The organism is Candidatus Eremiobacteraceae bacterium, assembly GCA_035314825.1.
Classification (GTDB): Bacteria; Vulcanimicrobiota; Vulcanimicrobiia; order Eremiobacterales; family Eremiobacteraceae; genus JAFAHD01.
The window spans coordinates 1-23138 of sequence record DATFYX010000001.1 but is presented as its reverse complement, the minus strand read 5'-3'; the positions used below and the strand labels follow the sequence as shown (position 1 = coordinate 23138).

25 protein-coding genes are annotated in these 23138 nt (G+C 68.4%); 5 read left to right on the top strand and 20 right to left on the bottom strand.

All coding sequences use genetic code 11. The features are described 5' to 3' along the window. Position 1 precedes the first annotated feature (1 nt). Genes VKF82_00125 through hisS form a run of 11 tightly spaced genes read right to left on the bottom strand, consistent with a single transcriptional unit; the run spans position 2 to position 9504 of the window. Positions 2–922 carry a glycosyltransferase family 2 protein gene (locus VKF82_00125; GenBank protein ID HME80459.1) on the bottom strand — a complete coding sequence of 307 codons (921 nt, stop codon included), beginning with the start codon at positions 920–922 and terminating at the stop codon, positions 2–4. Further along, on the bottom strand, positions 919–1965 hold the full coding sequence (locus tag VKF82_00120; protein HME80458.1) for a glycosyltransferase family 9 protein: 1047 nt from the start codon (positions 1963–1965) through the stop codon (positions 919–921). The genes VKF82_00125 and VKF82_00120 overlap by 4 nt, the downstream gene beginning before the upstream one ends. Beyond that, positions 1962–2969 (bottom strand): glycosyltransferase family 9 protein, encoded by a 1008-nt coding sequence (locus tag VKF82_00115; protein ID HME80457.1) that lies wholly within the window; start codon positions 2967–2969, stop codon positions 1962–1964. Before VKF82_00115 ends, VKF82_00120 begins: the two co-directional genes overlap by 4 nt. Next, complete coding sequence (locus VKF82_00110; GenBank protein ID HME80456.1) at positions 2962–3840, bottom strand: glycosyltransferase; 879 nt, start codon at positions 3838–3840, stop codon at positions 2962–2964. Before VKF82_00110 ends, VKF82_00115 begins: the two co-directional genes overlap by 8 nt. 2 nt (positions 3841–3842) lie before the next feature. Continuing rightward, positions 3843–5084 (bottom strand): hypothetical protein, encoded by a 1242-nt coding sequence (locus tag VKF82_00105; GenBank protein HME80455.1) that lies wholly within the window; start codon positions 5082–5084, stop codon positions 3843–3845. Next, entirely contained in the window at positions 5081–5572 is a 492-nt protein-coding gene (locus tag VKF82_00100) for an adenylyltransferase/cytidyltransferase family protein (protein ID HME80454.1), read from the bottom strand. The genes VKF82_00105 and VKF82_00100 overlap by 4 nt, the downstream gene beginning before the upstream one ends. Then, positions 5556–6605 (bottom strand): PfkB family carbohydrate kinase, encoded by a 1050-nt coding sequence (locus VKF82_00095; protein ID HME80453.1) that lies wholly within the window; start codon positions 6603–6605, stop codon positions 5556–5558. Before VKF82_00095 ends, VKF82_00100 begins: the two co-directional genes overlap by 17 nt. Further along, positions 6602–7189, bottom strand: coding sequence for an HAD family hydrolase (locus tag VKF82_00090; protein ID HME80452.1), 588 nt, complete (start codon positions 7187–7189; stop codon positions 6602–6604). The genes VKF82_00095 and VKF82_00090 overlap by 4 nt, the downstream gene beginning before the upstream one ends. Further along, on the bottom strand, positions 7186–7767 hold the full coding sequence (locus tag VKF82_00085) for an SIS domain-containing protein (protein ID HME80451.1): 582 nt from the start codon (positions 7765–7767) through the stop codon (positions 7186–7188). Before VKF82_00085 ends, VKF82_00090 begins: the two co-directional genes overlap by 4 nt. Beyond that, the gene (gene accB / locus VKF82_00080; GenBank protein HME80450.1) at positions 7764–8222 is read right to left on the bottom strand and encodes an acetyl-CoA carboxylase biotin carboxyl carrier protein; all 459 of its coding nucleotides are present in this window, start codon (positions 8220–8222) and stop codon (positions 7764–7766) included. The genes VKF82_00085 and accB overlap by 4 nt, the downstream gene beginning before the upstream one ends. Beyond that, positions 8209–9504 carry a histidine--tRNA ligase gene (gene hisS / locus VKF82_00075; protein HME80449.1) on the bottom strand — a complete coding sequence of 432 codons (1296 nt, stop codon included), beginning with the start codon at positions 9502–9504 and terminating at the stop codon, positions 8209–8211. The genes accB and hisS overlap by 14 nt, the downstream gene beginning before the upstream one ends. Before the next feature lie 13 nt (positions 9505–9517). On the opposite strand from hisS, the gene VKF82_00070 reads away from it, so the two are divergent. Both VKF82_00070 and VKF82_00065 read left to right on the top strand, forming a co-directional pair. Further along, entirely contained in the window at positions 9518–10378 is an 861-nt protein-coding gene (locus VKF82_00070; GenBank protein ID HME80448.1) for a hypothetical protein, read from the top strand. Next, a complete protein-coding gene (locus VKF82_00065) occupies positions 10378–10968 on the top strand; it encodes a hypothetical protein (GenBank protein HME80447.1) in 591 nt (196 codons plus the stop codon). The genes VKF82_00070 and VKF82_00065 overlap by 1 nt, the downstream gene beginning before the upstream one ends. Here the strand turns inward: VKF82_00065 and VKF82_00060 are convergent. Next, positions 10946–11356 carry a hypothetical protein gene (locus tag VKF82_00060; GenBank protein ID HME80446.1) on the bottom strand — a complete coding sequence of 137 codons (411 nt, stop codon included), beginning with the start codon at positions 11354–11356 and terminating at the stop codon, positions 10946–10948. The genes VKF82_00065 and VKF82_00060 overlap by 23 nt on opposite strands. Positions 11357–11363: 7 nt before the next feature. Continuing rightward, positions 11364–11840 (bottom strand): peroxiredoxin, encoded by a 477-nt coding sequence (locus VKF82_00055; GenBank protein HME80445.1) that lies wholly within the window; start codon positions 11838–11840, stop codon positions 11364–11366. Between the two features lie 35 nt (positions 11841–11875). Here VKF82_00055 and VKF82_00050 point away from each other — a divergent pair, with 35 nt between their 5' ends. Beyond that, on the top strand, positions 11876–12211 hold the full coding sequence (locus tag VKF82_00050) for a YbjQ family protein (GenBank protein HME80444.1): 336 nt from the start codon (positions 11876–11878) through the stop codon (positions 12209–12211). Positions 12212–12248: 37 nt separating this feature from the next. Here VKF82_00050 and purH read toward each other — a convergent pair whose 3' ends face one another. From purH to fabF, 4 genes are read right to left on the bottom strand one after another with little or no spacing between them, the layout of a single operon-like run. Then, on the bottom strand, positions 12249–13820 hold the full coding sequence (gene purH, locus VKF82_00045; protein HME80443.1) for a bifunctional phosphoribosylaminoimidazolecarboxamide formyltransferase/IMP cyclohydrolase: 1572 nt from the start codon (positions 13818–13820) through the stop codon (positions 12249–12251). Continuing rightward, a complete protein-coding gene (gene smc, locus VKF82_00040) occupies positions 13813–17349 on the bottom strand; it encodes a chromosome segregation protein SMC (protein ID HME80442.1) in 3537 nt (1178 codons plus the stop codon). The genes purH and smc overlap by 8 nt, the downstream gene beginning before the upstream one ends. 4 nt (positions 17350–17353) lie before the next feature. Continuing rightward, on the bottom strand, positions 17354–18079 hold the full coding sequence (gene rnc / locus VKF82_00035) for a ribonuclease III (protein HME80441.1): 726 nt from the start codon (positions 18077–18079) through the stop codon (positions 17354–17356). Next, positions 18080–19330, bottom strand: coding sequence for a beta-ketoacyl-ACP synthase II (gene fabF, locus VKF82_00030; protein ID HME80440.1), 1251 nt, complete (start codon positions 19328–19330; stop codon positions 18080–18082). 368 nt (positions 19331–19698) lie between these two features. Between fabF and VKF82_00025 the strand changes: the two genes are divergently transcribed. Continuing rightward, positions 19699–20880: an aminotransferase class I/II-fold pyridoxal phosphate-dependent enzyme gene (locus tag VKF82_00025; GenBank protein ID HME80439.1), complete on the top strand. Its 1182-nt coding sequence runs from the start codon at positions 19699–19701 to the stop codon at positions 20878–20880. 52 nt (positions 20881–20932) lie between these two features. Here VKF82_00025 and VKF82_00020 read toward each other — a convergent pair whose 3' ends face one another. The 3 genes from VKF82_00020 to VKF82_00010 form a co-directional block, all read right to left on the bottom strand. Next, the gene (locus VKF82_00020; protein HME80438.1) at positions 20933–21073 is read right to left on the bottom strand and encodes a hypothetical protein; all 141 of its coding nucleotides are present in this window, start codon (positions 21071–21073) and stop codon (positions 20933–20935) included. A 154-nt stretch (positions 21074–21227) separates the two neighbouring features. After that, positions 21228–22172 carry a metallophosphoesterase gene (locus tag VKF82_00015; protein ID HME80437.1) on the bottom strand — a complete coding sequence of 315 codons (945 nt, stop codon included), beginning with the start codon at positions 22170–22172 and terminating at the stop codon, positions 21228–21230. 26 nt (positions 22173–22198) lie between these two features. Beyond that, on the bottom strand, positions 22199–22336 hold the full coding sequence (locus VKF82_00010) for a hypothetical protein (protein ID HME80436.1): 138 nt from the start codon (positions 22334–22336) through the stop codon (positions 22199–22201). 153 nt (positions 22337–22489) lie between these two features. Between VKF82_00010 and VKF82_00005 the strand changes: the two genes are divergently transcribed. Continuing rightward, positions 22490–23128, top strand: coding sequence for a CGNR zinc finger domain-containing protein (locus tag VKF82_00005; protein ID HME80435.1), 639 nt, complete (start codon positions 22490–22492; stop codon positions 23126–23128). The last annotated feature ends 10 nt before the right edge of the window (positions 23129–23138 follow it).

The following is a 23138-nucleotide window of genomic DNA, read 5'->3' as shown; positions in this document are numbered from 1 at the left end:
CCTACCGTTTCACGTCGCGCGCCGCGCGCGCGCGCCGCAATTCGTCGTAGTACTCCGCGCGCGCCAGCCGCGTAGCGGCCCAGCGGCGCAGCCCCATCGGCAAGCCGTCTTCGCCTGACCGTGGGGCGGCAAGACGCTCCAGCACGCGCGGCCAGCCGAGCGAATCGGCGACCCCGCTCCACCACAACAGCGGAGCGACTTGGCCGGTCGCAAGCGCGACGCGCCAGTGCGGATGTTTGTCGATGAACTGCACCGCGGTGCGTGCCTGAGCGCGCGCCTGTCGCCTCATCCCTGAAAATGCGCTTGGCGGCGCGGGCGGCTTATAATGGTAGACGAGCGCGTCCTTGGCAAGGATCGACGGCACGCCCATATGGCGCAGGCGCAGGCCGACGTCCAGATCCTCCCAGCCGTACTCGCGGAAGCTCTCGTCAAAGGCGCCGGCTTCTGTGAGCAGCGCGAGCGGCACGGAGACGTTGGTTGTCCAAAAGTACGCGCCGGAGTAATTGCGCCACGAGTATCGGGCGGGCGGCAGTTCGTCGAACGAGGCCACGTTGATGACGCCGCCGCGGCAGATCGCACGCGGGTGCGCGCGATGACAGCGGATGTGCGCGCGCAGCAGGCCCGGCGTGGCCAGCACGTCGTCGTCCATGAACATGATGAGTTCGCCGCGCGCGCGCGCGATGCCCGCGTTGCGCCCGGCGGCCAAGCCGGCGTTGCGCTGGCGCACGACGGTTAGCGCGCACGTCGGACGCAGGCCGGCGATGACGTCTTCGTAGGTGCCGTCGGTCGAGCCGTCGTCGACGAGCACGATCTCGTACTGCGAATGGTCCAGATCTTGCTCGAACAGCGCTTGCATCACGCGCCCGAGAAGCGCGCGCCGGTTGTACGTGCTCATCTGGACGGTGATGATCGGAGCGGTCATGCGACGCTCGCAGTCATCTGCGCCGCGGCACGAGCCGCGGCCACGATCGCGGCGGGATCGAGCGCGCGATAGCAATCGAACGACTTGCAGGTCTCTTTGCGGCACCAGGGCGGACACGGGTACGATGGCCCGACGATGACCACGCGGTCGCCGAGCGGCCGCCAGCGTTGCGGCAGATCGGTGCGCAGCGCGAATATGCCCACGGTCGGTGCGCCGACCGCAGCGGCGATGTGCATCGGTCCGGAGTCCAACGCCACGACCACCTCAGCGCGCGCGAACAGTGCGGCAAGCCCGCGCAGGGTGGTCTCGCCGGCGATGACGGCGTGCGCCGCACGCATGCCGGCGCCGATGCGGGCGATCACCGGCGCTTCATCGGCGCTCCCGGTCAGCAGCACCGGCGCTTCGAATGCGTCGCCCAGCGCGTCGCCGATAGCCGCGAAGCGCTCGACCGGCCACTGCACTGCGGCAAGGCGCATGCCGCGCGCGGCGTGCCAGACCACGAAACGTCCGGCCGGCGCCACGCGCTGGATGAGGGCGTCCGCCTGCGCGCGGTCGTCCGCGCCGATCGGGATGACGATGCGATAGTCTTGCGACACTGGCGCAGCGCCGAGAGCGCGCGCGTAATCCATCTGCACGTCGCTCCAGTGGCTTGTGCGATCGCCGCGTTCGGTGCGCACCGGAACGCGGATCGTGTAGCGCCACGAGTACAGCCGGCGCGACTGGCCGACGCGTATCGGAATGCCGGCGCGATACACGATAGCCGCGACGCGCGCGGTGGACCAGAAGACCACGGCGTGAGTGCAGTTGCGCTGTTTGATGCGCGCGGCGGCCTCATCGACCGACTCGCGCCCGTCGTCGACCAGGACGGCTTCGACCGCCGGGTGGCCTTCCAGCAGCGGCGCCGATGCGGGCGACGCGAGCACGTACAGCTTGCGTCCGAAGCGGCGCGCGAGCGCCTGCATCGCCGGCGTCGCCGCCAGCAAGTCGCCGCTGCCGCCGCCCGTGCACACCGCCAGCACGCGAGGTTCGGTCGTCAGCGTCATGGCCGGACGTCGAGCGCACGCAGCTCGATGATCTGCGCGCCCAGCTGCTCGCCGAGGCGCTGCGGCACGCCCGGACCGAGCAGCGGTTTAACGATGCAGCGCGCCGGGGCTGCCCACGGTCGCCACTGGCGCGAGAGCTGATCGAATCTCGTTTGGAGGAAGAGGTCGATCACCGGAACTCCGAGCATGCCGGCTGCGTGCGCAGCGCCGGTATCCGGCGTCACGAGCGCTGCGAGCGAGTCGATGGCGCGCAGCCACTGCGGCACGCCGGCGGGTGGTGACAGATGCGCGCACGCGCGCACGTCGCTTTCCAAATGTTCCATCAAGGCCGACGCCAGGCCCTGGTCGCGAGGTGCGGCGAGGAGCGTCAAATCATGCAAGCCTGAAGCCTTTAGGGTAGCGCCGCAGAGCTGCGCAAGCGCTGCAGGACCCCATCCGTCGACCGTGAGTTTCGCTGCGACCTGGAACCCGAGCGCGCCGGTGCGCGTTGCCGAGGTCGCGCAACCCGCGAGCCAGCTGCGCAGCGCGATGATGTCGCGCGGCGCCGGCTGCTGGGCGCCGAACGGCAGCGCGAGCCGATACAGCGTTTCGACTTCGTGCTCGGGTCGCGACGTCCACGCCGCGGGCCGGTAGACGCGATCGGTCAATCGGACGAACTGCCACAGCGACTTGAACGGTTTTTCGAGGCGATGCCAGAAGCCGGAGCGCCGGCTCGCGCCTGACGCGCGCGCGAGCTCGTACCCTGCGACCTCCTCGGTCGCCACGAGCGCATGCGTATAAGCGGCGCGTCGCAGCTCGGAGCCGAGCGCCGCGACAGACGTGCCGCCTCCGAAGACGTGCACCGTCACGCGCGGCGAAAACGCCTGTGCATTCGCCGGCGAGCACACCGCGCCGAAACCGGCACCGGGATACGCTTGTCGCAAACCTTCCAGCACCGGCACGCATGCGAGCGCGTCGCCGAGTCCGTCGAGCCGGACGAGAAGGAAGCGCGGGCCGTCAGCCATCGGCGCGCCGCAGCGCCGCACGCAGTGCGTCGATGTACGCCGCGTCCGCCAGTGCGTCGGCTGCGATCGCGCGCGCGCCTGAAAGGCGGTCTTCGCCGGCGCCGGCGATACGCGCATACAGGCGTCGCAACGGCGGCGCACCGACCAGCGCGGCGCGCGCGAAGTTCGCCGCATACGCTCCGGTCGCGAGCTTGACCGGCCACGTCGGAGCCTTGCGCACGAAGCGCGCCGCCATTTCTCCTTTTTCGCGCGCGAGCGCGACGCGGAGCGCCAGGGTCATCGACGACGGCGGCTTGACGTGATAGATGTAGGCGTCCCAGGCGAACACGCGATGCATCCCGTGCGCACGCAGGCGCACGCCCAGATCCGTGTCTTCCCAACCGTAGAGGTCGAACGATTCGTCGAAACCGCCGACCGCGTCGAGCGCCGCTCTGGGCGAACTGACGTTGCAGGTGCAAAAAAACGCGCGCGAGTAGTGCGCGGCCGTCACCGGGTGCAGGTGTGCCGAGTCGGACACGTTGACGATCGGACCGCTGACCACGCGATCGCTTGCGCCGCCGTGCGCCTCCAGATGGGCGGCGACGAACGTCTCTGGCGCTAGGGTGTCGTCGTCGCAGAAGATGACGATGCGCCCGGCCGCGGCGGCGATGCCCGCGTTGCGCGCTTTGCCCCGATTCGGTTCGGCGCTGAACACGCGCCGAGCGAGCGGCGCAGCGCCCTCGATGACCGCTGCAGTGCTATCGCTCGAGCCGTTGTCCACGACGACGACGTCGAACCGCCCGGCCGCCGTCTGCCGCGCGAGGCGGGCGAGGCAATCGCGCAAGAGCTCGGCGCGATCGCGCGTCGCGATGACCACCGTGGCCTCGGACATAGCTACGATGCCGCTCCGGCAGCCGACCCGAGGGCCTGCGCGGCGACGGCCAACGCCTCGCGTGCCATCCTGGCCGACGCGCCGACGTCGCGCGCATAGAGCCGTGACAGTTCTTCGCCCATCGTCCGCAAGGCGTCCGGATCCGCCAGCATGGCCAGCGCGCGGCGCGCGACGTCGTCTGCGGTCAGCTCGCCACGCATTTCGGGCACTAGCAGCTTGTCCGCGTCGATGTTCGGCTGCGCGACGTATTTGAAGCGGCGCTCGAAAGCGAGCGCGAGCCAGCGTTTGAGCGACGGCCCCACCAGCGGCACGTGTCGCAAGTAGCCGCCGATGCCCGGTATCACCGCGTCATCTAAGCGATTGAACGGCAGGATCACGAGCATGGGTCTGCCGAGCACGGCGGCCTCGACGCATTTCGTCCCGGGCGTCGCGATCACCAGCGCCGCACGCGCGAGCGCCTCGTACGACCCGGAGCGATCGACGTTGACCCGGACCCCATCGACGGCGATCGCGCGCCCACTGTCGACCAGTTCGCCGCGCACCCCTCCGAACGCCGGGTCGGGAGATCGCAGGCTAGCGCTGATCTCCGCATCAGTATTGAAGGGCGCGATTGAAACGCTCGCACCCAGCCCGGGCCGCTCGCGCATCACGCGCAGGGCGGCGTCGAGCAGGAACGGCAGCAGCGAGCGCAGCTCCGGCGGCCGGCTGCCGGGGAAGATGCACAGGGTGTCGCCGACGCCGGGCGGGGGCGCGGGTTTGGTCAGACTGTCGAGGACGGCATCCGCGACGAGATTGCCGACGACCTGGACGCGTTGCGGCGGAGCGCCGCTCGCGCGCAGCGACTGCGCGTTGGCTTCGTCGACGGCGAAGAAACGGACGAACGTGTGCGCGTAGTTGCGGCGCGAGAACTTGTACGTCATGGCCGTCAAGCCGATGCGCTTGGCGATCGTCTTGGCGTGATACAGGTCGCCGCCGAGATATTGGAGCGCACCCGGGCCGCGTTCCATCCCGGCGGTGGCGCGCCCCATGAGAAAGCGCGCGTATTGCTTGGGCGGCACCACGGTCGCTTTTGGGAACAGCGCTTGGGCCGTCGCCGGCTCGCGCCCCGTCGCATACGGACACGGCACGAAGACGATGGTCACGTGCGCATCCGCATCGAGCCCGTACAAGGCGCGCACGAACGGGCGGCACCACCCCATGAGCTCACCCGGTCCGTTGACCGCGACCACCATGCGCGGCGTCACAGGCCGCTGCTCTCGCGGATGCGCTGCAACAGCGCGCTGGTCGAACGGCCTTCGACGTGCGGCGCCAACACGATCGAAGCTCCGATCTCTGCGACCGTCGCCGCCTCGGGCAGCTCTTCGATCGTGTAACCGGCGCCTTTGACGTGTATGTCAGGCTTGATCACGCGCAGCGTTGCGTCTGGCCGCTGCTCGTCGAAGATGCATGCGTAGTCGACGCACGCGAGCGCGGCGACCAGCTCGGCGCGCTCGACGGCGGGAACGATCGGTCGTGCGGGCGCTTTGCCGAGCGCGCGTACCGACGCGTCCGAATTGACCCCGACGATCAGGATGCCGCCGAGCGCGCGCGCGAATTCGAGATAGCGCACGTGGCCGATGTGAAGCAGATCAAACACGCCGTTTGTGAAGACGACCGCGCCTCTTCGCGCGCGCAGTTCCGGCAGCAGTGCGGCGATGTCTTCGCGCGAACGGACCTTATCGGCGGCGTGCACGGCGCTGGCCTTTGGCGGGTTTGCCTTGGAGCCGCGTGGGATGCGCCACGCCTTCGCGTTGCGCGAACTGCCCGATCTCAGCGGCGGTCGCAGTCGCCGTGCCGAGCTTCTCCACGACGACGCCCGCGGCGAGCGATGCGAGCACCACCGCGTGGCGGATCGGCGCGCCGGCGGCAAGCGCGAGGGTGAGCGCCGAGATGACGGTATCGCCCGCGCCGCTCACGTCGTAGACCTGGCGCGCGATGGCCGGCACGGTGAACGGCGCAGAGCCGGCGCCGAACAGCGTCATGCCGTGCTCGCCGCGGGTGACGAGAACGTAGCGCGTCCGGGCTAGCCGCAGCAGCTTGGCGGCTGCGCGGGCGAGAGTCGCATCGCCGTCGATCGCCATCCCCGCGGCGCTGGCGGCCTCTACCAGGTTGGGTGCGATGCAGTCGACGCCGGCGAACGCGGCGAGGTTGTGCGGTTTTGGATCGCCGCTGACGACCACGCGATGCTCGTGCGCTAGCAGCGCGTGCACGATCGGCGCGCTCACCATCCCCTTGGCGTAATCTGAGACGATCGCGCCGTCGATCAGGCCGTCAAGCGCACGCAGTCGCTCCAACACCGTGCGCTGCGAGCGGGCGTCGAGCGGGCCGCTGACCTCGCGGTCGGCACGCACGACTTGCTGATTGTGCGCCACGATGCGCGTTTTGCGCGTCGTCGGCCGCCCGCGCGCGACGGCGACCCCCGATGCGTCGATGCCGAGCTGCCGGCACAGCTCGAGCACGCGTTGGCCGGCCTCGTCGGTGCCGACGACGCCGAGCAGCCGGACCTTCGCGCCCAGGGCGGCCAGGTTGTTGGCGACGTTGCCGGCGCCGCCCAGGGTGAACGACTGCGAGCTGACCTCGACGACCGGCACCGGCGCTTCGGGCGAGATCCGCTGGACGCTTCCCCACAGCCATTCGTCGAGCATGATGTCGCCCGCCACTGCAATGCGCTTGCCGCGCATCGACTTGAGCAGATCGGCGACCCAGGCGGGCCGGTCGGCGCTCATCGAGCCGGAGCGGGTCGAGCCGCGCTTGCGTCCGCCGTGATGATGAAGTGCGCCGCGTCAGCGAGATCCCGCGCGCGGTACTGCGGCGGCGCCGGCGAGAGATCTTCGACGGGCTCCTGCGGCGGCACGCCGGGGACGAACACGCAGCGGCAGCCCGCCGCTTGGCCTGCCTGCATGTCGAGCAGCCGGTCGCCGATCATCCACGAGCGGTCGAGGTCTATCCCTAAGTCCGCGGCAGCGCGCACGAGCATCCCCGGCTTTGGCTTGCGACAGTCGCATGCCGGCACGCCCGGTGGGCGCTGGTCGGACGGCCAATGCGGACAGCGGTACATGGCGGTGATGGGGGCACCTTGTGCGGCCAAGAGCTCGCGCACGCGCGCGTCGACCGCGTCGGCGTCATCCTCGCTGAAATAACCGCGCGCGATGCCCGACTGGTTCGAGATCACGACGATCGCGTAGCCGGCCTGCGCGAGCAGGCGCACGCCGTCGGCGGCGCCGGGGACGAGCGTGACGCGTGCGGGGTCGCTCACGTAGCCGGTATTGACATTGAGCGTGCCGTCGCGATCGACGAAGACGGCTCTCATGATCCCGCCAGCTCGAGCTCCGCCAGTTCACAGATGATGTGGCCGAGCGCGAACTGCACTTCCTGCACTTTCCACGATGGACCGTGGGGTCCGATGATGGCGATGTCAGCGTGTTGGACGATCGGGCCGCCGCCGTTGCCGGTGAGCGCGATGCACGTCGCCCCGCGTTGACGCGCCGTCTTGAGGCCTTCGATGACGTTGGCCGACTTGCCGGACGTCGTGATGCCGACCGCGACATCGCCGCGATGCGCCAGCCCTTCGAGCTGGCGCGCGAAGATGCGGTCGAATCCGTAATCGTTGGCGATCGCGGTCAGCGCCGACGTGTCCACCGTCAGCGCGATCCCCCCGTAGCCTGGCCGCTCGAGCAAGAAACGGCCCGTCAGCTCGGCGGCGAGGTGCTGCGCTTGCGCCGCGCTGCCGCCGTTGCCGAAGAAGAACACGCGCCCGCCAGCGCGGATGCAGCGCACGATGGCGTCGCATGCGGCGTGCACCGGAGCCTCATAGTCGCCCTCGCGCCACAGATCGGCGCGCTCTGCCATGCAGTCGGCGAAGCGCTTGCGCTTCGCCGGCGCGCTCACGTCTCGATCCAAAACAGCTCCTGGTGGAGCGCAGCGAGTTCGGCGTCTTGCATGCAGATCTTCACGACCTTGCCGTCGTATTCGCTCACGATCTCGTTCATCAATTTCATCGCTTCCAGGATGCACAAAACCTGCCCTTCGCTCACCGTATCGCCGACTTCGACGAACGCCGGCGCATTCGGAGCGGGCGCGCGATAGAACACGCCGACCAACGGCGCGAGGACCTTTCTGACGTTGGGCGGCGCTTCATCGTGGCGCGCCGCGTGCGCGACGGGCGGCGGCGCGCTCGCCGCTGCCTGCGGCGCGGCCGCGTGGCTCGCTGGCCCCGCGTCGTGCTTGGACGAGGTCATGCGCAGGTCGAGATCGAGGTCGCCGACGCGCACGCGCAGCCGGTCGAGCCCGTCGCGCTGCATGAGCTCGACGAGCTGATCGAGGATCTTCTTATTGAGATCCATGCTCGCGCTCCGTCGGTGTCTGCAGCCGCGCGGCGAGTGTGTCGGCGACGTCGGATATCTTGACGCGGCGGCGCTCGCGGGTCTGCAGGTCCTGGATGGTTGCTTCGCCGGCGGCGCGCTCATCGCCCCCGACGATGATCGCGAATCTCGCGCCGTTATCCGACGCCGCCACGATCTGCTTTTCGAGCTTGCGGCGCGTGTAGTCCATATCGGCGCCGATGCCGCGCCGCCGCAATTGGTGCATCACTGGCACGAGCACGCCGATGTCTTCTGCTTCCAAGGCGACCAGCGCGACGTGCACGGGGGCGGCGCCGTCGAGCTTCGTGCTGTGCGCGTCCTCGACCAGCATCAACAGCCGCTCCATGCCCATCGCGAGTCCGACGCCCGGCGTGTCGGGACCGCCCATGTCTTTGACCAGGCGGTCGTAGCGCCCACCGCCGCAGATGGAGTTTTGGGCGCCCAACGCATGCGACACGATTTCAAAGACGGTCCGCGTGTAGTAGTCGAAGCCGCGCACGATGTGCGTGTCCAGCTCGCTTGAGATTCCCATCGCGTCGAGCAGCTCGCGCACGCTCGCGAGATGTGCGCGGCACGAGTCGCACCAGAACGCGTCGATCGTCGGAGCGCCGGCGAGCACGCGGCGGTCGCCTTCATCTTTGGAATCCAAGATGCGCAGCGGGTTGCGCTCCAAGCGCGTGCGGCTTGTTTCGCTCAGCCGATCCGCGCGCTCTTCGAGATAGCCGACGAGCGCCGCGCGGAACTGCGCGCGGCACCACTCGCAGCCCATCGAATTGATGCGCAGCACGTGATCCGTGATGCCGATCGATTCGATGATCTCGATGCCGAGCGCGATCACTTCGGCATCGGCTTCCGGTCCGGCGACGCCGAAGCACTCGATGCCCCATTGATGCGCTTGGCGATATCGTCCCTTTTGCGGGCGCTCGTAGCGGAAGATCGGACCGCGATAGTAGAGCTTGAGCGGCAGATTCTGCAGCAGATTGTGCTCGAGCACGGCGCGTACCACCGGCGCTGTGAACTCCGGGCGCAGGGTGAGGCTGCGGTCGCCGCGATCGGTGAACGTGTACATCTCTTTGTCGACGATGTCGGTGCCGACCCCGATGGTGCGGACGAACACGTCCGTGCTCTCGAAGATCGGCGTGCGGATCTCGCCATAGCCGAAGCGGCCGCACACCTCGTCGACGATGCGCTCGAGGGCTTGCCATCGGCGTGCCTGCGTGGGAAGGACATCGAACGTTCCGCGTGGCGCTGCCGCATGCTTCACAAGGGTTCGATAGGTGAACCGCCGTCAGCAACCCTCCTTTGGGTTCGGGGCCGTCGCGCTCGTGCTTGCGGCTAGCGGCCTTGCGTCGAGCGATCCTTCGATCGCGACGCCTGGGCTGGCGGCGGCCGCGGAGATAGGCTCTCGCATCACGATCGATGCGACGTCGATCGTGTTGGCGGCCGGCCCCTACGTCGTCGCAGGCACGCTCGCTGCCGCGCTGCTCGCGCGCCTCGCGCGACGCGCAGGCGTCATCGCGGCGTTTGTCACCGTCGTCGCGCCCGGCTGCGACTGCAGCATGAACGGGTTCGCCGCCGCGTTGCGCGGATGCCGCATTCCGGTTGCCGGCGCTGCGCTCACCTGGGGCTCGGTCTGCAATCCGTTCGCGCTCGCGGCCACGGCCGCGGTGCTCGGCCATCATCTTCTCACCGCGCGCATCGCCGGCGGTTTGGTGGCGGCCGCCGGCGTCGCTCTTGCGTGGTCGCTTTGTCCGTCGGATGCGCCAGCATCGCATGCACATCCGTGCGCCGCGCAAGCCATCTCGTTGCGGGATCATCTCGAGAGCGCGCTTCGATTGCTATTGCCCGCGGCTTGCGGTGCGTCGCTCGCGCTGGTCGTGGCGCCGCGCGGGGAGCTCCATTCACCGATCGTCGCGGCGATCGCGGGCGCTTTGCTCTCGCCGTGCTCGAGCGCCGATCCTATCCTCGCCAAACTCGTCGCGCGGTCGCCGCATGCCCAAGCCGCGTTCATCATCGCGGCTCAATGCCTCGATCTGCGCCAGCTCTCTCTGCTGCGCCGGCATTTCGGCGCCGCGCGGATGCTGCTCGCTTGCGTCGCCGGCGCGGCGGGATGTGCCGCGGCCGCCGCGCTCGCTTGATGCGCACGTTCAGCTTTGCCGCGCTGCTCGCGGGTGTGGCGCTCGCCGCAGCCGCGACCGGCGCTAGCCGCGTCCTTGTCGCTGCGCCGGCTCTCGTCGTCGCGGCCTTCGGTTGTGCGACGCTGGTCATCGCGCTCATGCCCAAGCGCGCGCGCGCATGCACGTTGGCGTCGGCGTGCGCGGGTCTTGCTTTCGGATCGGCGCTGCCCCGCTCGCTGCCCATCGAACGTGTCGTCACGCAAGCGCCGGGGGGTCGCCGTGCGGGAGATCTCTTCGCGCTGCTCGAGCGATTAGATCAACAGCCGCAGGCCGTGGTCGGCCGCTCGGTTGCAGTGTCGGGAGTTTGGACACCCGCGCGCGCCGATCAAGACGCAAGCGTCTCGCGCCTCGTCATGGCCTGTTGCGCCGCGGACGCGCTTGACGTCGGGTTCGACGTGGCGCCGCGAGGACCGATCCACATCGAGGCCGGCACCGAGATCTGTGTCAGCGGGATCCTGAGCGCGCGCGTGCAGAGCGGCGAGCTGCGCTATCGCATCGAGCAGGCGACGGTCGAACGCGCGCGGTCGGCTAGTCGATGTACCTCACGATGACATCTTTGCCCGCCGCGACTTTGAGGAGGTCGGTCTTGTTGCGGGCCTCCATCTCGGAGAACATCACCTCGACGAGATCGCCCGCCGGCTCCGCGCCGGGCGGTCCGACGGATTCGATCGCGCGGACCTTGCGGACTCCCATGAAGACGAGCTGCTCGGCGCCGGCCTCCGACGAAGAGGGCTGGATATCGTCGCCTTCGTCGGGCTGCGTCGAATTCTCCGCCGCGTCGGCGTTGCCGAAATCGGTCAGCTTCTGCACCGCACGATCGACGTCATCGGCCTCGACCATCATGACGCGTTCCCAGAAGTGGCAGGGCGGGTCAGGGTTGTCGTCGTTCGGCGCCGCGGTGCGCGACCAGATGATGAGGCTTCCGGCGAACCATGTCATACTCGATCTAGCCCTTCGCGGTCATCAACCGCAGCGTGTCGAGCACGTCGGCCGCGTGACCCGGCACCGACACCTTGGGCCAGACGTGGCGGATCACGCCGTGCGTATCGATGAGAAATGTCGAGCGCTGCAGCCCCATCGACTTCGAGCCGTCGTCGGCCACGCGTTCGACAAGCGTTCCATACGCTTTGCACAGCGCCTCGCCGGTGTCGGCGAGCAGCGGGAACTGCAAGCCCTGCGCCTGCGCGAAGGACTCGTGTGATTGCACCGAGTCGCGGCTGACGCCGACGATCTGGGCGCCGGCGCGCGTGAATTCGGGTTGGGCATCGCGGAACTGCGACGCTTCGTTCGTTCAACCGCTGGTGTGGTCTTTGGGATAGAACCACAGGACGACCCACGAGCTTTTGAACTCATCGATGCTGCGCGGGCGTCCCGATTGATCCGGAACAGGGATTGACGGCGCGCGCGCGTTAACCTCGAGCATCCGATTCCTTCCTCGTCCGTCATTGGAGGACGCCCATGGCATTCGACCATTCACTCGTCACCACCGCTCTCGAACTGCCGGGTTACAAAGTCTCGAAGAATTACGGCATCGTACGCGGCATCGTCGTGCGCTCGCGAAGCATCTTCGGCAGCATGGGCGCGAGCCTGCAACAGATCATCGGCGGCAACATCACGCTGTATACTGAACTGTGCGAGAAGGTGCGCATGGAGTCGTACGAGCTCATGATCCGGCACGCCGACCAGATAGGCGCCAACGGCATCATCAGCATGCGCTACGATGCGACCGAGATCGGCCCGGGCGTCACCGAAGTGCTGTGTTACGGAACGGCCGTCACGCTGACGGCGGCATGACCGATTGGACGGTCGAATAAATTCGACCGCTACATTTTTAGTGTAGGAAGTAGCGGCGCGAGGTGAAGACGAGCGCGACGTCGAGGCTGCGCGCCGCCCCGATCACTTCCTCGTCTCTGATCGAACCGCTTGGCGCGACGACGGCTCCGATGCCCGCCCGCGACGCGGCTTCGATGCCGTCGGCGAACGGGAAAAAGCCATCGGTCGCCAGCACGGCGCCTTTGGTCCCCTCGCCGGCGCGCTGACAGGCGAGCTCGACCGCCGCCACGCGGTTGGTCTGGCCGCCGCAGATGCCGAGCGTCACCTCGTCGCCGATGACCACCGCCGCATTCGACTTGACCTGACGGACGACGCCGAAACCGAACAGCATGTCGCGCCATTGCGCGTCCGTCGGCCGCCGCTGCGTGACGACGCGCCACTCATCCGGCGCGGCATCGGGATCCGGGTATTCAAGCAGCACACCGCCCAACGCGGAGCGCACCTTCGCGGCCGCCAGCAGCCGGCTCGGCAGTTCGCGGTCGAACTGGAGCACGCGCAGGTTCTTCTTCTTCCGTAAGATCTCCAGCGCCGCAGGCTCGAAACCGGGCGCGGCGACGACCTCGAGGAAGCGTGAATGCAACAGCTCGGCTGCCGGCACATCGATCGGCGTGTTGCACGCGACGATGCCCCCGAACGCCGAAATGGGGTCGGCGCCGAGCGCCGCGTTCAGCGCCTCAAGCGGAGTCGCGCGCCCTGCGACGCCGCTCGGCACGGTATGCTTGACGATCGCCGCCAGGGCGCGGCGCGCCGAGCGAGCGGTGGCGGGGAATCCGCGCGGCTCTTCCACCGGCGCGAGCAGGCGCACGCACGAATCGACATCGAGCAGATTGTTATAGGAGAGCGTCTTGCCTGAGAGCTGCGCCGGTATCTGCACCGAGCGGCCGACGTAGAAGGCCGCGCGCGCCCAGGGATTCTCACCGTAGCGCAACCGGCTGGCCAACGGCAGATCGACGTGCAATGTGTCAGGCAGTTCGTCGTCGCCGCCGGTTGCCGCGAAATACCGCGCGATCGCCGCGTCGTACTGCTCGCAGCGCGCGAAGGCCGCTGCCGCCCAACGCCGACGCTCCGGCAGGCCTGGTCCGCCGCGCTCGAGCGCTTCGGCGAAATCTTCGAAACTCGCCGCATCCGGCAGCACGCTCACGCTGCCGTAGTTCTTGGCCGCCGCGCGCAGCAGCGTGACGCCTCCGATGTCGATCTGCTCGATCACCTCGGCGTCGGTCACGCCCGCCTGCGCGAAGGTGCGCTCGAACGGATAGAGATTCACCGCCACGACCGTGAACCGCGCGATGCCGTGCGCGTGCAGCTCGGCGGCATGCGTCGGCTTGCTCTCATCGGCCAAGATGCCGGCCACGATCTTCGGATGCAGCGTCTTGACGCGGCCGTCGAGCAACGGCGGAAAGCCGGTGACGTCGCCGACTTCTTCCGCCTCGAGGCCGAACTCGCGGATGGCGTTTGCGGTTCCGGAGGTCGCGACGAGGCGAAATCCGTGCTGCGCGAGGGCGCGCGCGAGCGGCTCCAGACCCGTGCGGTCCGAGAGCGAGAGCAGCGCGGCCGGTCGGGCGCTAGGCACCCACCTGCTCCAGCGCCAGCGAGAGCAGGTTCGAAACGCCGGGCTCGCCCATGGTGACGCCGTAGATGCGATCCGCGAGCGTCATCGTCGCTTTGTTGTGCGTGATGATGACGATCTGCGCGCGACCGGCGAATTCGGCGAGCACCGAGCCGAAGCGGCCGATGTTGGCCTCGTCGAGCGCGGCGTCGATCTCGTCGAAGATGTAGAACGGGCTCGGCCGTACGGTGAGGATGGCGAAGATGAGCGCCACCGCGGTGAGCGCGCGCTCGCCGCCTGAGAGCGCATTGAGGCTCTGCATCTTCTTGCCGGGCGGCTGCGCGGCGATCTCGACGCCGGCCTGGGCCGGATCGTCGGATTGCGCGAGCCAGATCTTGCCCACGCCGCCGGCGAATAGACGAGAGAACATCTCGGAGAACGCGGCCGACACTTTTTCGAAGACGGCGTTGAACTGTCGCACCGACTCGGCGTCGATCTCCGCGATCACCGCCAGGATGCTGGCGCGGGCGCGCTCGAGGTCGGTGAGCTGGCCGCGCAGGAAATCGCGGCGTTCGAGCAGCGCGGCATGGTCCTCCAGGGCGTTGAGATTGACGCCGCCCAGGCGCGCCAGCTCTTCGCGCAGACGCCGGATATCGGCGTCGGCGTCGCCCTCGTAGGCCGCGTAGCGCGCCGCGACGTCGTCGCATTCTTGCGGCGACGCGGGATTCTGCGCGAATTGCTGCTGCAGCACGGAGAGCTCGGCGTCGATCTCGGCGAGCCGGATGCGCTGGCGGTCGAGCTCGAGCGAACGTTCTTTGGTCTGCGATTGCTCCGCGTTGAGCTGTTCTTCGAGCTCGCGCACCGTCGCGGCGGAAGCGTCGCGCTTTGCGCGCAGCTCGTGCGCGTCGCGTTCGGCGCCCAGCAACGCGGCATCGGCCACGCTTCGCTCTTGGAGCGCCGTTGCGAGTTCGGCCTGCGCCCGTTCGCGCTCGCCGCGTGCCGCGGCCAGCGCGTCGATGCGTGCGCCGTGGGCCTCGCGGCGCTCGATCACGTGCGCGCGCGCCTGCTCGACGTCGTCGCCGGCCTGCGCGACTCGCTCGACCAACGCGGCCGCGGCGGAAGCGGCATCGCGATGCTGCTCGCGCAGCTCGTTGAGGGTCTTCTGCAAATCGTCGGACGCGTGCGCGGCGGCACGGCGCTCGGCCTCGACGGCGCCGACCGCCGCGCGCCCCGCGGTGTGACGTTCGTCGTGCGCGCGCCATTGCGCGTCGATGTTCTCGAGGGCGACCCGCGTCTCGCCGAATTCCTTCTCGAGCGCCTCGATGCTGCGCTCCAGCCCGGAGCTCTGCGCGGCGCTGCGCTCGATCGAGACCTGCGAGTCGTGCACTCGAGCTTGGGCTTCGTTGCGGCGCACGCCCGCCTGTTCGGCCTCGGCCGTCGCTTTGCCGAACGCGGCGCGAGCCTGCGCGAGGGCCGCTTCGCTGCGCTGCGCTGTCTCCCGCGCGGCGGACAGCAGACGCCCCAGCTCGGCGATCGCAGCGCGGCGGGCCAGCGGCCCGCGGTCGTCATCCCGGCTCCCCCCTGTCAGCGAAGCATCGCGCGCGACCTCGCCGGCGAGCGTGACCAGCGTCGCGTGCGCGAATTCGCGTGCCAGGCGCTGCGCGGTGCGCAGCGAGTCCACGACGATGACCCCGGCGAGGGCGTAATCGACTGCGGGGCGGACCTCGTCGGCGCAGCGCACTAGCTCCCGCGCCTGGCCGATGACGCCGTCGCGTCGGCCGGCCTCGACCAGCAGCGGCAGTTCCTGTTGGCCCACCGCATCGAGCGGCAGGAACGTGGCGCGCCCGGTGCCGCCCTTCTTCAGATGCTCGATCGCGGCGTGCGCGTGCGCGCCGGTGCGCGTGACCAGCGCGTGCGCGTTCGAGCCCAGCGCGACGTCGATCGCCTGCGCGTACGCGGCATCGGTCTCGATCCGCTCGGCGATGACGCCGAGAATCCCGTGCAGCGCGCCCGCAGCGGCGGCGTCGAGCACGGAACGGACGCCTGACGGCATGTCGTGCCTGCCCGCCGCCAGGTCTGCAAGTGCGCGCATGCGAGCGTCGGCCTCGACGGCGGCGGCGCGTTTGCGTTCCAGATCGGCGCGCGCCTCTTCTAATGCGGCGCCGGCCGCTTCCCGCTCGCTCGCCGCTCGCGCGATCTCTGCGACAGCGCGTTCGACCGCCCGGTCCAGCTCCGCGTACGTCTCTTTGAGGGATTGGGTCCGCTTTTTCTCCGAGGCGAGCTTTTCGCGCGCCGCGCCAAGCTCGCTCTCGAGACGCCGTGCGGCGTTGCTCAACCGTTCTTTGTGCGTGAGATGCGCCTGGGTCGCTGCATCCGCTTCTGCCGCGGACGCGGCCATCGTGGCGCGGCGGTCTTCGACCGCGCGGAGGGCGACGTACGCTTGATCCCATTGCGCGGCCGCGCCGCGTTCGGCGATCGCGCGTTCTTCGACGAGCCGCATCGCTTCGTCGCGTTGCGCGCGGGTCTGGGCAAGCGCCGACACCAGCGCTGCGACCCGCGCTTCGGCGGCCGCGATGTCGCGCGCGGCTGCGTCGACTTCCCGTTCCAACGCTTCGCAGCGGCGGCCGGTCTCGTCCACGCGCGCCTGCGCGGTCGCTTGCGCCGATGCCGCCGCCTGCACGGTGGTCGCCGCGGTGGCGTGCGCTGCGTTGCGCTCGTCGAGCGCGAGCGTGGCTTGATACTCTTCGTGGCGCGCCTTGGCCAGGCGCGCTTCCAACGTGGCGCGTTGCGCGTCCACTGCGGCGCGTTCGATCTCTTGCTCGCGGAGGGCCTCGCTCAGACCGGCGCGCTCCTCGCGCCGCGAGTGCGTGTTTCGCACGAACGAGAGGATCTCGAGATCGCGCAGCCGTTGGACGACTTTCTGATGGCGCTTCGCGCGCCGCACCTGTTGTTCGATGGCGGGCACTTGGCGATCGAGCTCGACGAGCAGGTCGTTGACGCGCAGCGCGTTGGCGTCGGTCTGCTCGAGGCGGCGCTGCGCTTCGTGCTTGCGCGCCTGGTACTTGCTCGTGCCGGCGACCTCTTCGAAGACCTCGCGGCGCGCGATCGGTTTGGCGGAGAGGATCCCGTCGATCTCGCCTTGCGAGATGATGGCCGATGCGTCCGGGCCAAGGCCGGTGCCGAGCAACAGGTCCATGATATCGCGCAGCCGGACCTGCGATTTGTTGAGGAAGTACTCGCCTTCGCCGTTGCGATAGACGCGGCGGGTGACGGCGATCTCGCCGAACGGCGTCGGCAGCGCCCCGTCGCTGTTGTCGAACGTCAGCGTCACTTCCGACATGCCCAGCGAGCGGCGGCGATTGTTGCCGGCGAAGATGACGTCGTCCATGCGGCCGCCGCGCAGCTGCTTCGCGCTCTGCTCGCCCAGGGTCCAACGCACGGCGTCGACCAGGTTCGATTTGCCCGAGCCGTTGGGGCCCACGATCGCGGAGATACCCGGTTCGAAGACGAGGCGCGTCCGCTCTGCGAACGTCTTGAAACCGAAGAGATCGATACTCTTAAGGTAGATTGACGGTTTGCCTCGTTAGTTTCCGGAGGGCCTGGGCAGCAGCCTCGGCCTGCGCCTGCTTCTTCGTCGAACCCGTGCCGGTTCCCACTACGCCGCCCGCGGCGACGTGCGCCCGGAAGACGCGCGCATGCGGGGGACCGCTTTCACCTTCGAACGTATAGCGCGGCGGCTGCTTGAATCTGGCCTGCACGAGCTCTTGCAACGCGGTGCGCGGATCGATGCGCGCGGCGTCGTCGGCCTGCGCGAGATGCGACCGCTCGACGAAGCGCGCCGCGGCGTCGTAGCCTTCCAACACCAACACCGCGCCGACCAATGCTTCGAACGCGCCCGCCAGAATGGAAGGGCGACGCTCGCCTTGACCGGCGGCCTCGCCCTTGCCGAGTCGCAGCATCGGACCGAGTCCGAGCCTAGCCGCGGTCTTCGCCAGCGCCGGCCCGGAGACGAGCGCTTGCCGGCGGCGCGACAGCCGGCCCTCGGGTTCGTCGGGATGGCGCGCATACAGCCACGCCGACGCCGCGAGTCCCACGACCGCGTCGCCCAGGAACTCCAGTCTCTCGTTGGCCGAAAGTCCGCGGCGGTCGCCGCGCTCGAAGGCGTAGGAGTCGTGCGTGAGCGCGGCCCCGAGCAGCTCACATTCGCCGCTCGCGGCCGCTTTGAGGCCGAGCCCCTTGCCGAAGGCACGCAGCGTCTTGCGCCGCGCGAGGCCTTGTGACAATCAGCTCTCCGCGAAACGGCGGAAGACGATGACCGCGTTGTGGCCGCCGAAACCGAACGAATTCGACATCGCGATGTCGACCGTGGCCTTGCGCGCGACGTTGGGCACGCAATCGAGGTCGCACAGCGGATCGACGTGGTGGTAGTTGATGGTCGGCGGGATGATGCCGTCGCGGATCGTCAGCACCGTGCAGATGCCTTCCAGCGCGCCCGCCGCCCCGAGCGCATGGCCGAACATCGACTTGTTCGAGCTCACGGCCAGCGTCTTGGCCCGCTCGCCGAACACGCGGTGGATCGCCTGGGTTTCGGCGATATCGCCGAGATCGGTCGAGGTCGCGTGGGCATTGATGTAGTCGACGTCCGACGGCTCGATGCCGGCGTCGCGCAGCGCGCGCTGCATGGCCAAGGTCACGCCGCGAGCATCCGGATCCGGCTGCACCATATGGTAGGCATCCGACGACGTGCCGTAGCCGACGAGTTCGGCGTAGATGCGCGCGTCGCGGCGCCGAGCGTGCTCCAGCTCCTCGATCATGAGCGCGCCGCCGCCCTCGGCCATCACGAAGCCGTCGCGCTCCTTGTCGAACGGCCGGCTGGCGGTCGCGGGCGAGTCGTTGCGCGTCGACAGCGCGCGCATGGCGCAGAAACCGGCTACCGCGAGCGGCGAGATGGGGGCCTCTGAGCCCCCGCAGATCATGGCGTCGGCCTCGCCCAATTGGACCGAGCGGTAGGCCTCGCCGATCGCGTTGTTCGACGAGGCGCACGCCGAGACCGACGTGAACGTCGGCCCGCGCACGCCCATGTTCATCGAGATGAGGCCGGGCGCGATGTTCGAGATGAGCATGGGGATGAAGAACGGCGACAACCGGTCCGCGCCTTGCGCGAGCATGACCTTGTGCTGGTTCTCGATCGTGATGATGCCGCCGATACCGGAGCCCATGACGACGCCGATGTCGTCGCGATTGTCGTCGTTGATCTCAAGGCCGGAGTCGGCCAGCGCCTCTTTGGCGGCGATGATGGCGAACTGCGCGAAGCGATCGGCCTTGCGCGCCTCTTTTTTGCCCATCAGGGCCGGCGCGTCGAAGCCGCGCACCTCCGCCGCGAAGCGCGTGGGCAGATGCGAGGCGTCGAACGCCGTGATCTCGCCGACTCCGCTCTTGCCGGCGACGACGTTGGACCAGAACTCAGGAACCGTGTGGCCGAGCGGCGTGACCGCACCGAGTCCGGTGATGACGACGCGCCTCGAAGGTCGCATAGGGTATACAGTATGAGTTGTGCCCGCATATGACTCCTGCCCCGCGCGCTCTGACAGAAAAGGGGAACGCTGCGTTGAAACGAACACACACTCCGTGGGCCAGTCGTGACCCCGTACCCTCCGGCATCGTGCATAACCGCGCGGCTCCGCACCGGCGGATCAGACTAGGAAACGAAATAGCGGCGTACAGCAACGCCCCGCGAGCACCGGAAGTTCAGAGGGAGGTGACCTGCGCACCGTGGCCAAGAAAAAAGCTAAGAAGAAAGCAACGAAAAAGAAGAAGCACTAACGCGTTAACGTTCGCGTTCTAGAAGCATTGAGGGGTGCCGCACCAGGCGGCACCCCTTCTTTACGCCAAGCGGTCGCCGATGGCCCCATCTGGCGACGGTTTTAGCACTCGCGGCGTCCATGACGCTCGCGCCGACGCGCCCGCGAACTCGCCTGCGCGCACGCCCATCTATCAGTCCGCGGGCTGGACGTTCGCCGACCTCGCGCAGGTGGATGCGATCTACGAACGGCGCATCGCCGGCGCGATCTACGGCTCCGACGGCAATCCCAATCTGCTCGCGCTCGAAGCGCAGGTCGCCTCGCTTGAGGGTGCGCCTGAGGCGCTTGCCACCTCGGCCGGCATGGCCGCGTTCGCGGCGACGTTCATGACGATATTGCACAGCGGCGATCGCGTCGTCGCGGCGCGCGAGGTGTACGGCAACACGCTGCGCCTTCTGGGCGATTTCGAGCGGTTCGGGGTGAGTGCCGTGCGCGTGGACGCGACCGATCCGTCTGCCGTAGATCGCGCTCTTAGCGGCGGCGCGCGCCTGCTCGCCGTCGAGACGATTTCGAATCCGCGCCTGCGCGTCGCCGACATCCCGTCGCTCGGCGCCGCGGCGAAACGGGCGGGTGGCGCGCTGCTCGTCGACAACACGTTCGCCACCCCGTATCACTGCACACCGCTCGCGCTGGGCGCAGATCTCGCGATGGAGAGCGGCACCAAGTTCCTCGGCGGCCATCATGACGTGGTGATCGGAACGCTGGCGGGAACGCGAGAGCTGCTCGCGCCGATCCGCACGTTTGCCGTGCGCGCGGGCATGGTGCCCGGAGCGTTCGATGCGTGGCTCGCGGAGCGCTCGATCGAGACGCTCGCCGTGCGCATGGCGCGTGGCGCGGACTCTGCCCTCGAACTAGCGCGCTGGCTGGCGAGCCACCAGAAGGTGCGGCGCGTGCACTACCCCGGCTTGCCGGATCATCCGGATCACGCGATCGCCAAGCGTGTGCTGCAGCGCGGTTTCGGCTCGATGATCTCGTTCGAGATCGATGGCGGCGCGGCGGCGGTGGATACGCTGTTGGCACGGCTGGCGCGGATCAGGCTTGTCCTGAGCCTCGGCGGCACGGCGACGACGTTGTCGCATCCGGCGAAGTCCTCGCACCGCGCCCTCTCGCAGGAGCTGCGCGACGAGTTGGGTCTGCACGACGGTTTTCTGCGGATGTCTGTCGGCATCGAAGACGTCGCCGACATCCAGACGGACCTCGCGCGCGGTCTGGACGCGCTGTAGAAAGAAAATGCTAAGGGCGTCGGCAGCCGTCGCCCTTAGCTCGAGAGCCGCATTAGAGCTTCGGGCCCCAGCCCCGGAAGATCGACGTGTCAGGACCGCGCCGTACGTGCACGAGCGTCGAGCGGCTGTCCAGCAAGTCTGTATCAACCTCTTCCTCATCCTGCGGAATGTATTCGTTCTTCTTGGCGTCCATTTCGATCTGCGTCCTTTCACGGTCGGCGGGCGAGGGCGGCCTGGGTGGTGCCCTTCGCTGACCTTATGGTACGCGGAGCGCAGGGGTGCCCGAATCGGTACAACCACGGGTAGTGGCGGCGAGGGGGTACTGAGAATGTCCTACGGGTCGCCGCTCAGCCGTGGCACGCCTGTGTCCCGGAGTCCCTAAACGTCGAGCCGGGCTCGGGGATGAAGCGCCAGTCAAAGGAGTGCTGGTTCAGCGTGATCGCCAGGATGCCGTAGGTCTGGCCGTTGGCGGTCTGGCTGTTCGGCTCAAGCTGGCCTATCTTATAGTGGCTGCGGCCGCCCGTTCCCGCCACGAACTCGGTGATGCCGTTCGTGGGGTCCGGTTTGGCGTCTGGCGTCTGCGGGGCGAACCGTTCGTAGTCGTGATCGTGTCCGCCGAGCACAAGGTCCGCGTGCGCCGCGTACAGCGCGCGCCAAAACGCGTCATAGGCCGGGTCGCTGTGGTGGACGGCGCCCGATGAGAAGCGCGGCTGGTGCCAATACGCGAGCGTGCAGGCCGCGTGGTGCGCTGCCAGATCGGCGGTGAGCCAGCGGACCTGGTCGGAATCGGCCCCGCAGCCTCCGATCGCTTTGCAATTGCCGTTGAGGGAGATCAGGTGCCAGCCCGCGAGATCGAAGCTATAGTAGCCGCGCTGCGGATCGCCGGCGAGCGAGCCGAAGTAGGCGAAATATCCGGCCGCGTTCGGCGTGTGGTATTCGTGATTGCCCGGCGCCGGATGGGTGATGCTCTTGAAAGCGCCCCACGACTTGGCGTAGCCCGCGTTGAACTGGGCCAGCGTGCCGTCCGCATACTGTTCGTCGCCGAGCGCGAGCACGGCCGCGGGATGCAGCTCGGCGATCAGCTTCGCGGTCGCATCCATGTGGCACGTGTCTGGTCCGGTTTCGTCAGCTGCCGGGGCGGCAGTAGCGGGCAAGAGGTCGCAGGCGATGTCACCCGCTGCCGCGATCACCTGCCCTGCAGCGACGGTGGTGCGCGCGCTCGAGACGGGGGCGAGCGCTGCCGCAGCAACGAGAACGCCAAGCCCCGCCACGATCATCATTTTCATTCTCATGGCGGTTTGGCTTGGCGTTGGCAGTACTAGATCCTTACGCCCCAGCCTCCGAACACCGAGGTGAAGAAGCCGTTGGGGCTGCGCACCAGCTCGGTGCGGGTCGTGGGAAGCTCGTAGTCGCCGTGGGCGACGCCGATCAGATGTGAGTTGCGACGCGGGTTCATGGTGCTCCAGCCTTTCTTTGTCGTCTGCTTGCAACCACATCATAATACGCGGCATATAACCTGTCAATAGCTTTAGAAAGTTATATTCTTAATAAGCCATGCGGGACGTTGGGATTGTCATATAACCCTCAAAGGTCATATAATGGCGTCGTAATGACTCTTCCCGCAAGGAACCTGGGGAGCAAGCCGGCACCGCCTGAGCTGGCGCTTGCCCAGGCCTTCATCAACACCGCCGATCACGAAAAGGGGACGGACGAGATCGACACCCCCCAGGGCCTGCGCGATTGGCTGACGACCGTTGGGCTCATTGACGCCGCGACGCCCGTCACGCAAACCGACCTCGCCGCCGCTGTCGGCGTGCGCGAGGCGTTGCGCAACCTCACACTCGCGAATAACGGATATCAAACCGATCCCAGCGCGCTGGACACGCTGAACCGGGCCGCGCGTTGCGCGCAGCTGGCGGTCAGTTTCAGAGCGGACGGCGGCGCCGGCCTCGAGCCGCGCGCGCCGGGCGTGGACGGAGCGCTCGGCAGCATCATCGCCGTCGCGTTCGACGCCATGGCCAATGGAACGTGGGCGCGTCTCAAAGCATGCCCCGCCGAGACGTGTCTATGGGCGTTCTACGACGAGACCAAGAACCGCTCGGGAACGTGGTGCTCCATGAGCGTGTGCGGCAACCGCACGAAGGCGCGCACCTACCGGCAGCGGCATACGCACGCGGGCGTCGCAAGCGACTTCTCGTCGTTGAGCGGCCGGATCGCTCCGGCCGCCAAACCCGACTCTGCTACGTGATCGAGGCCGG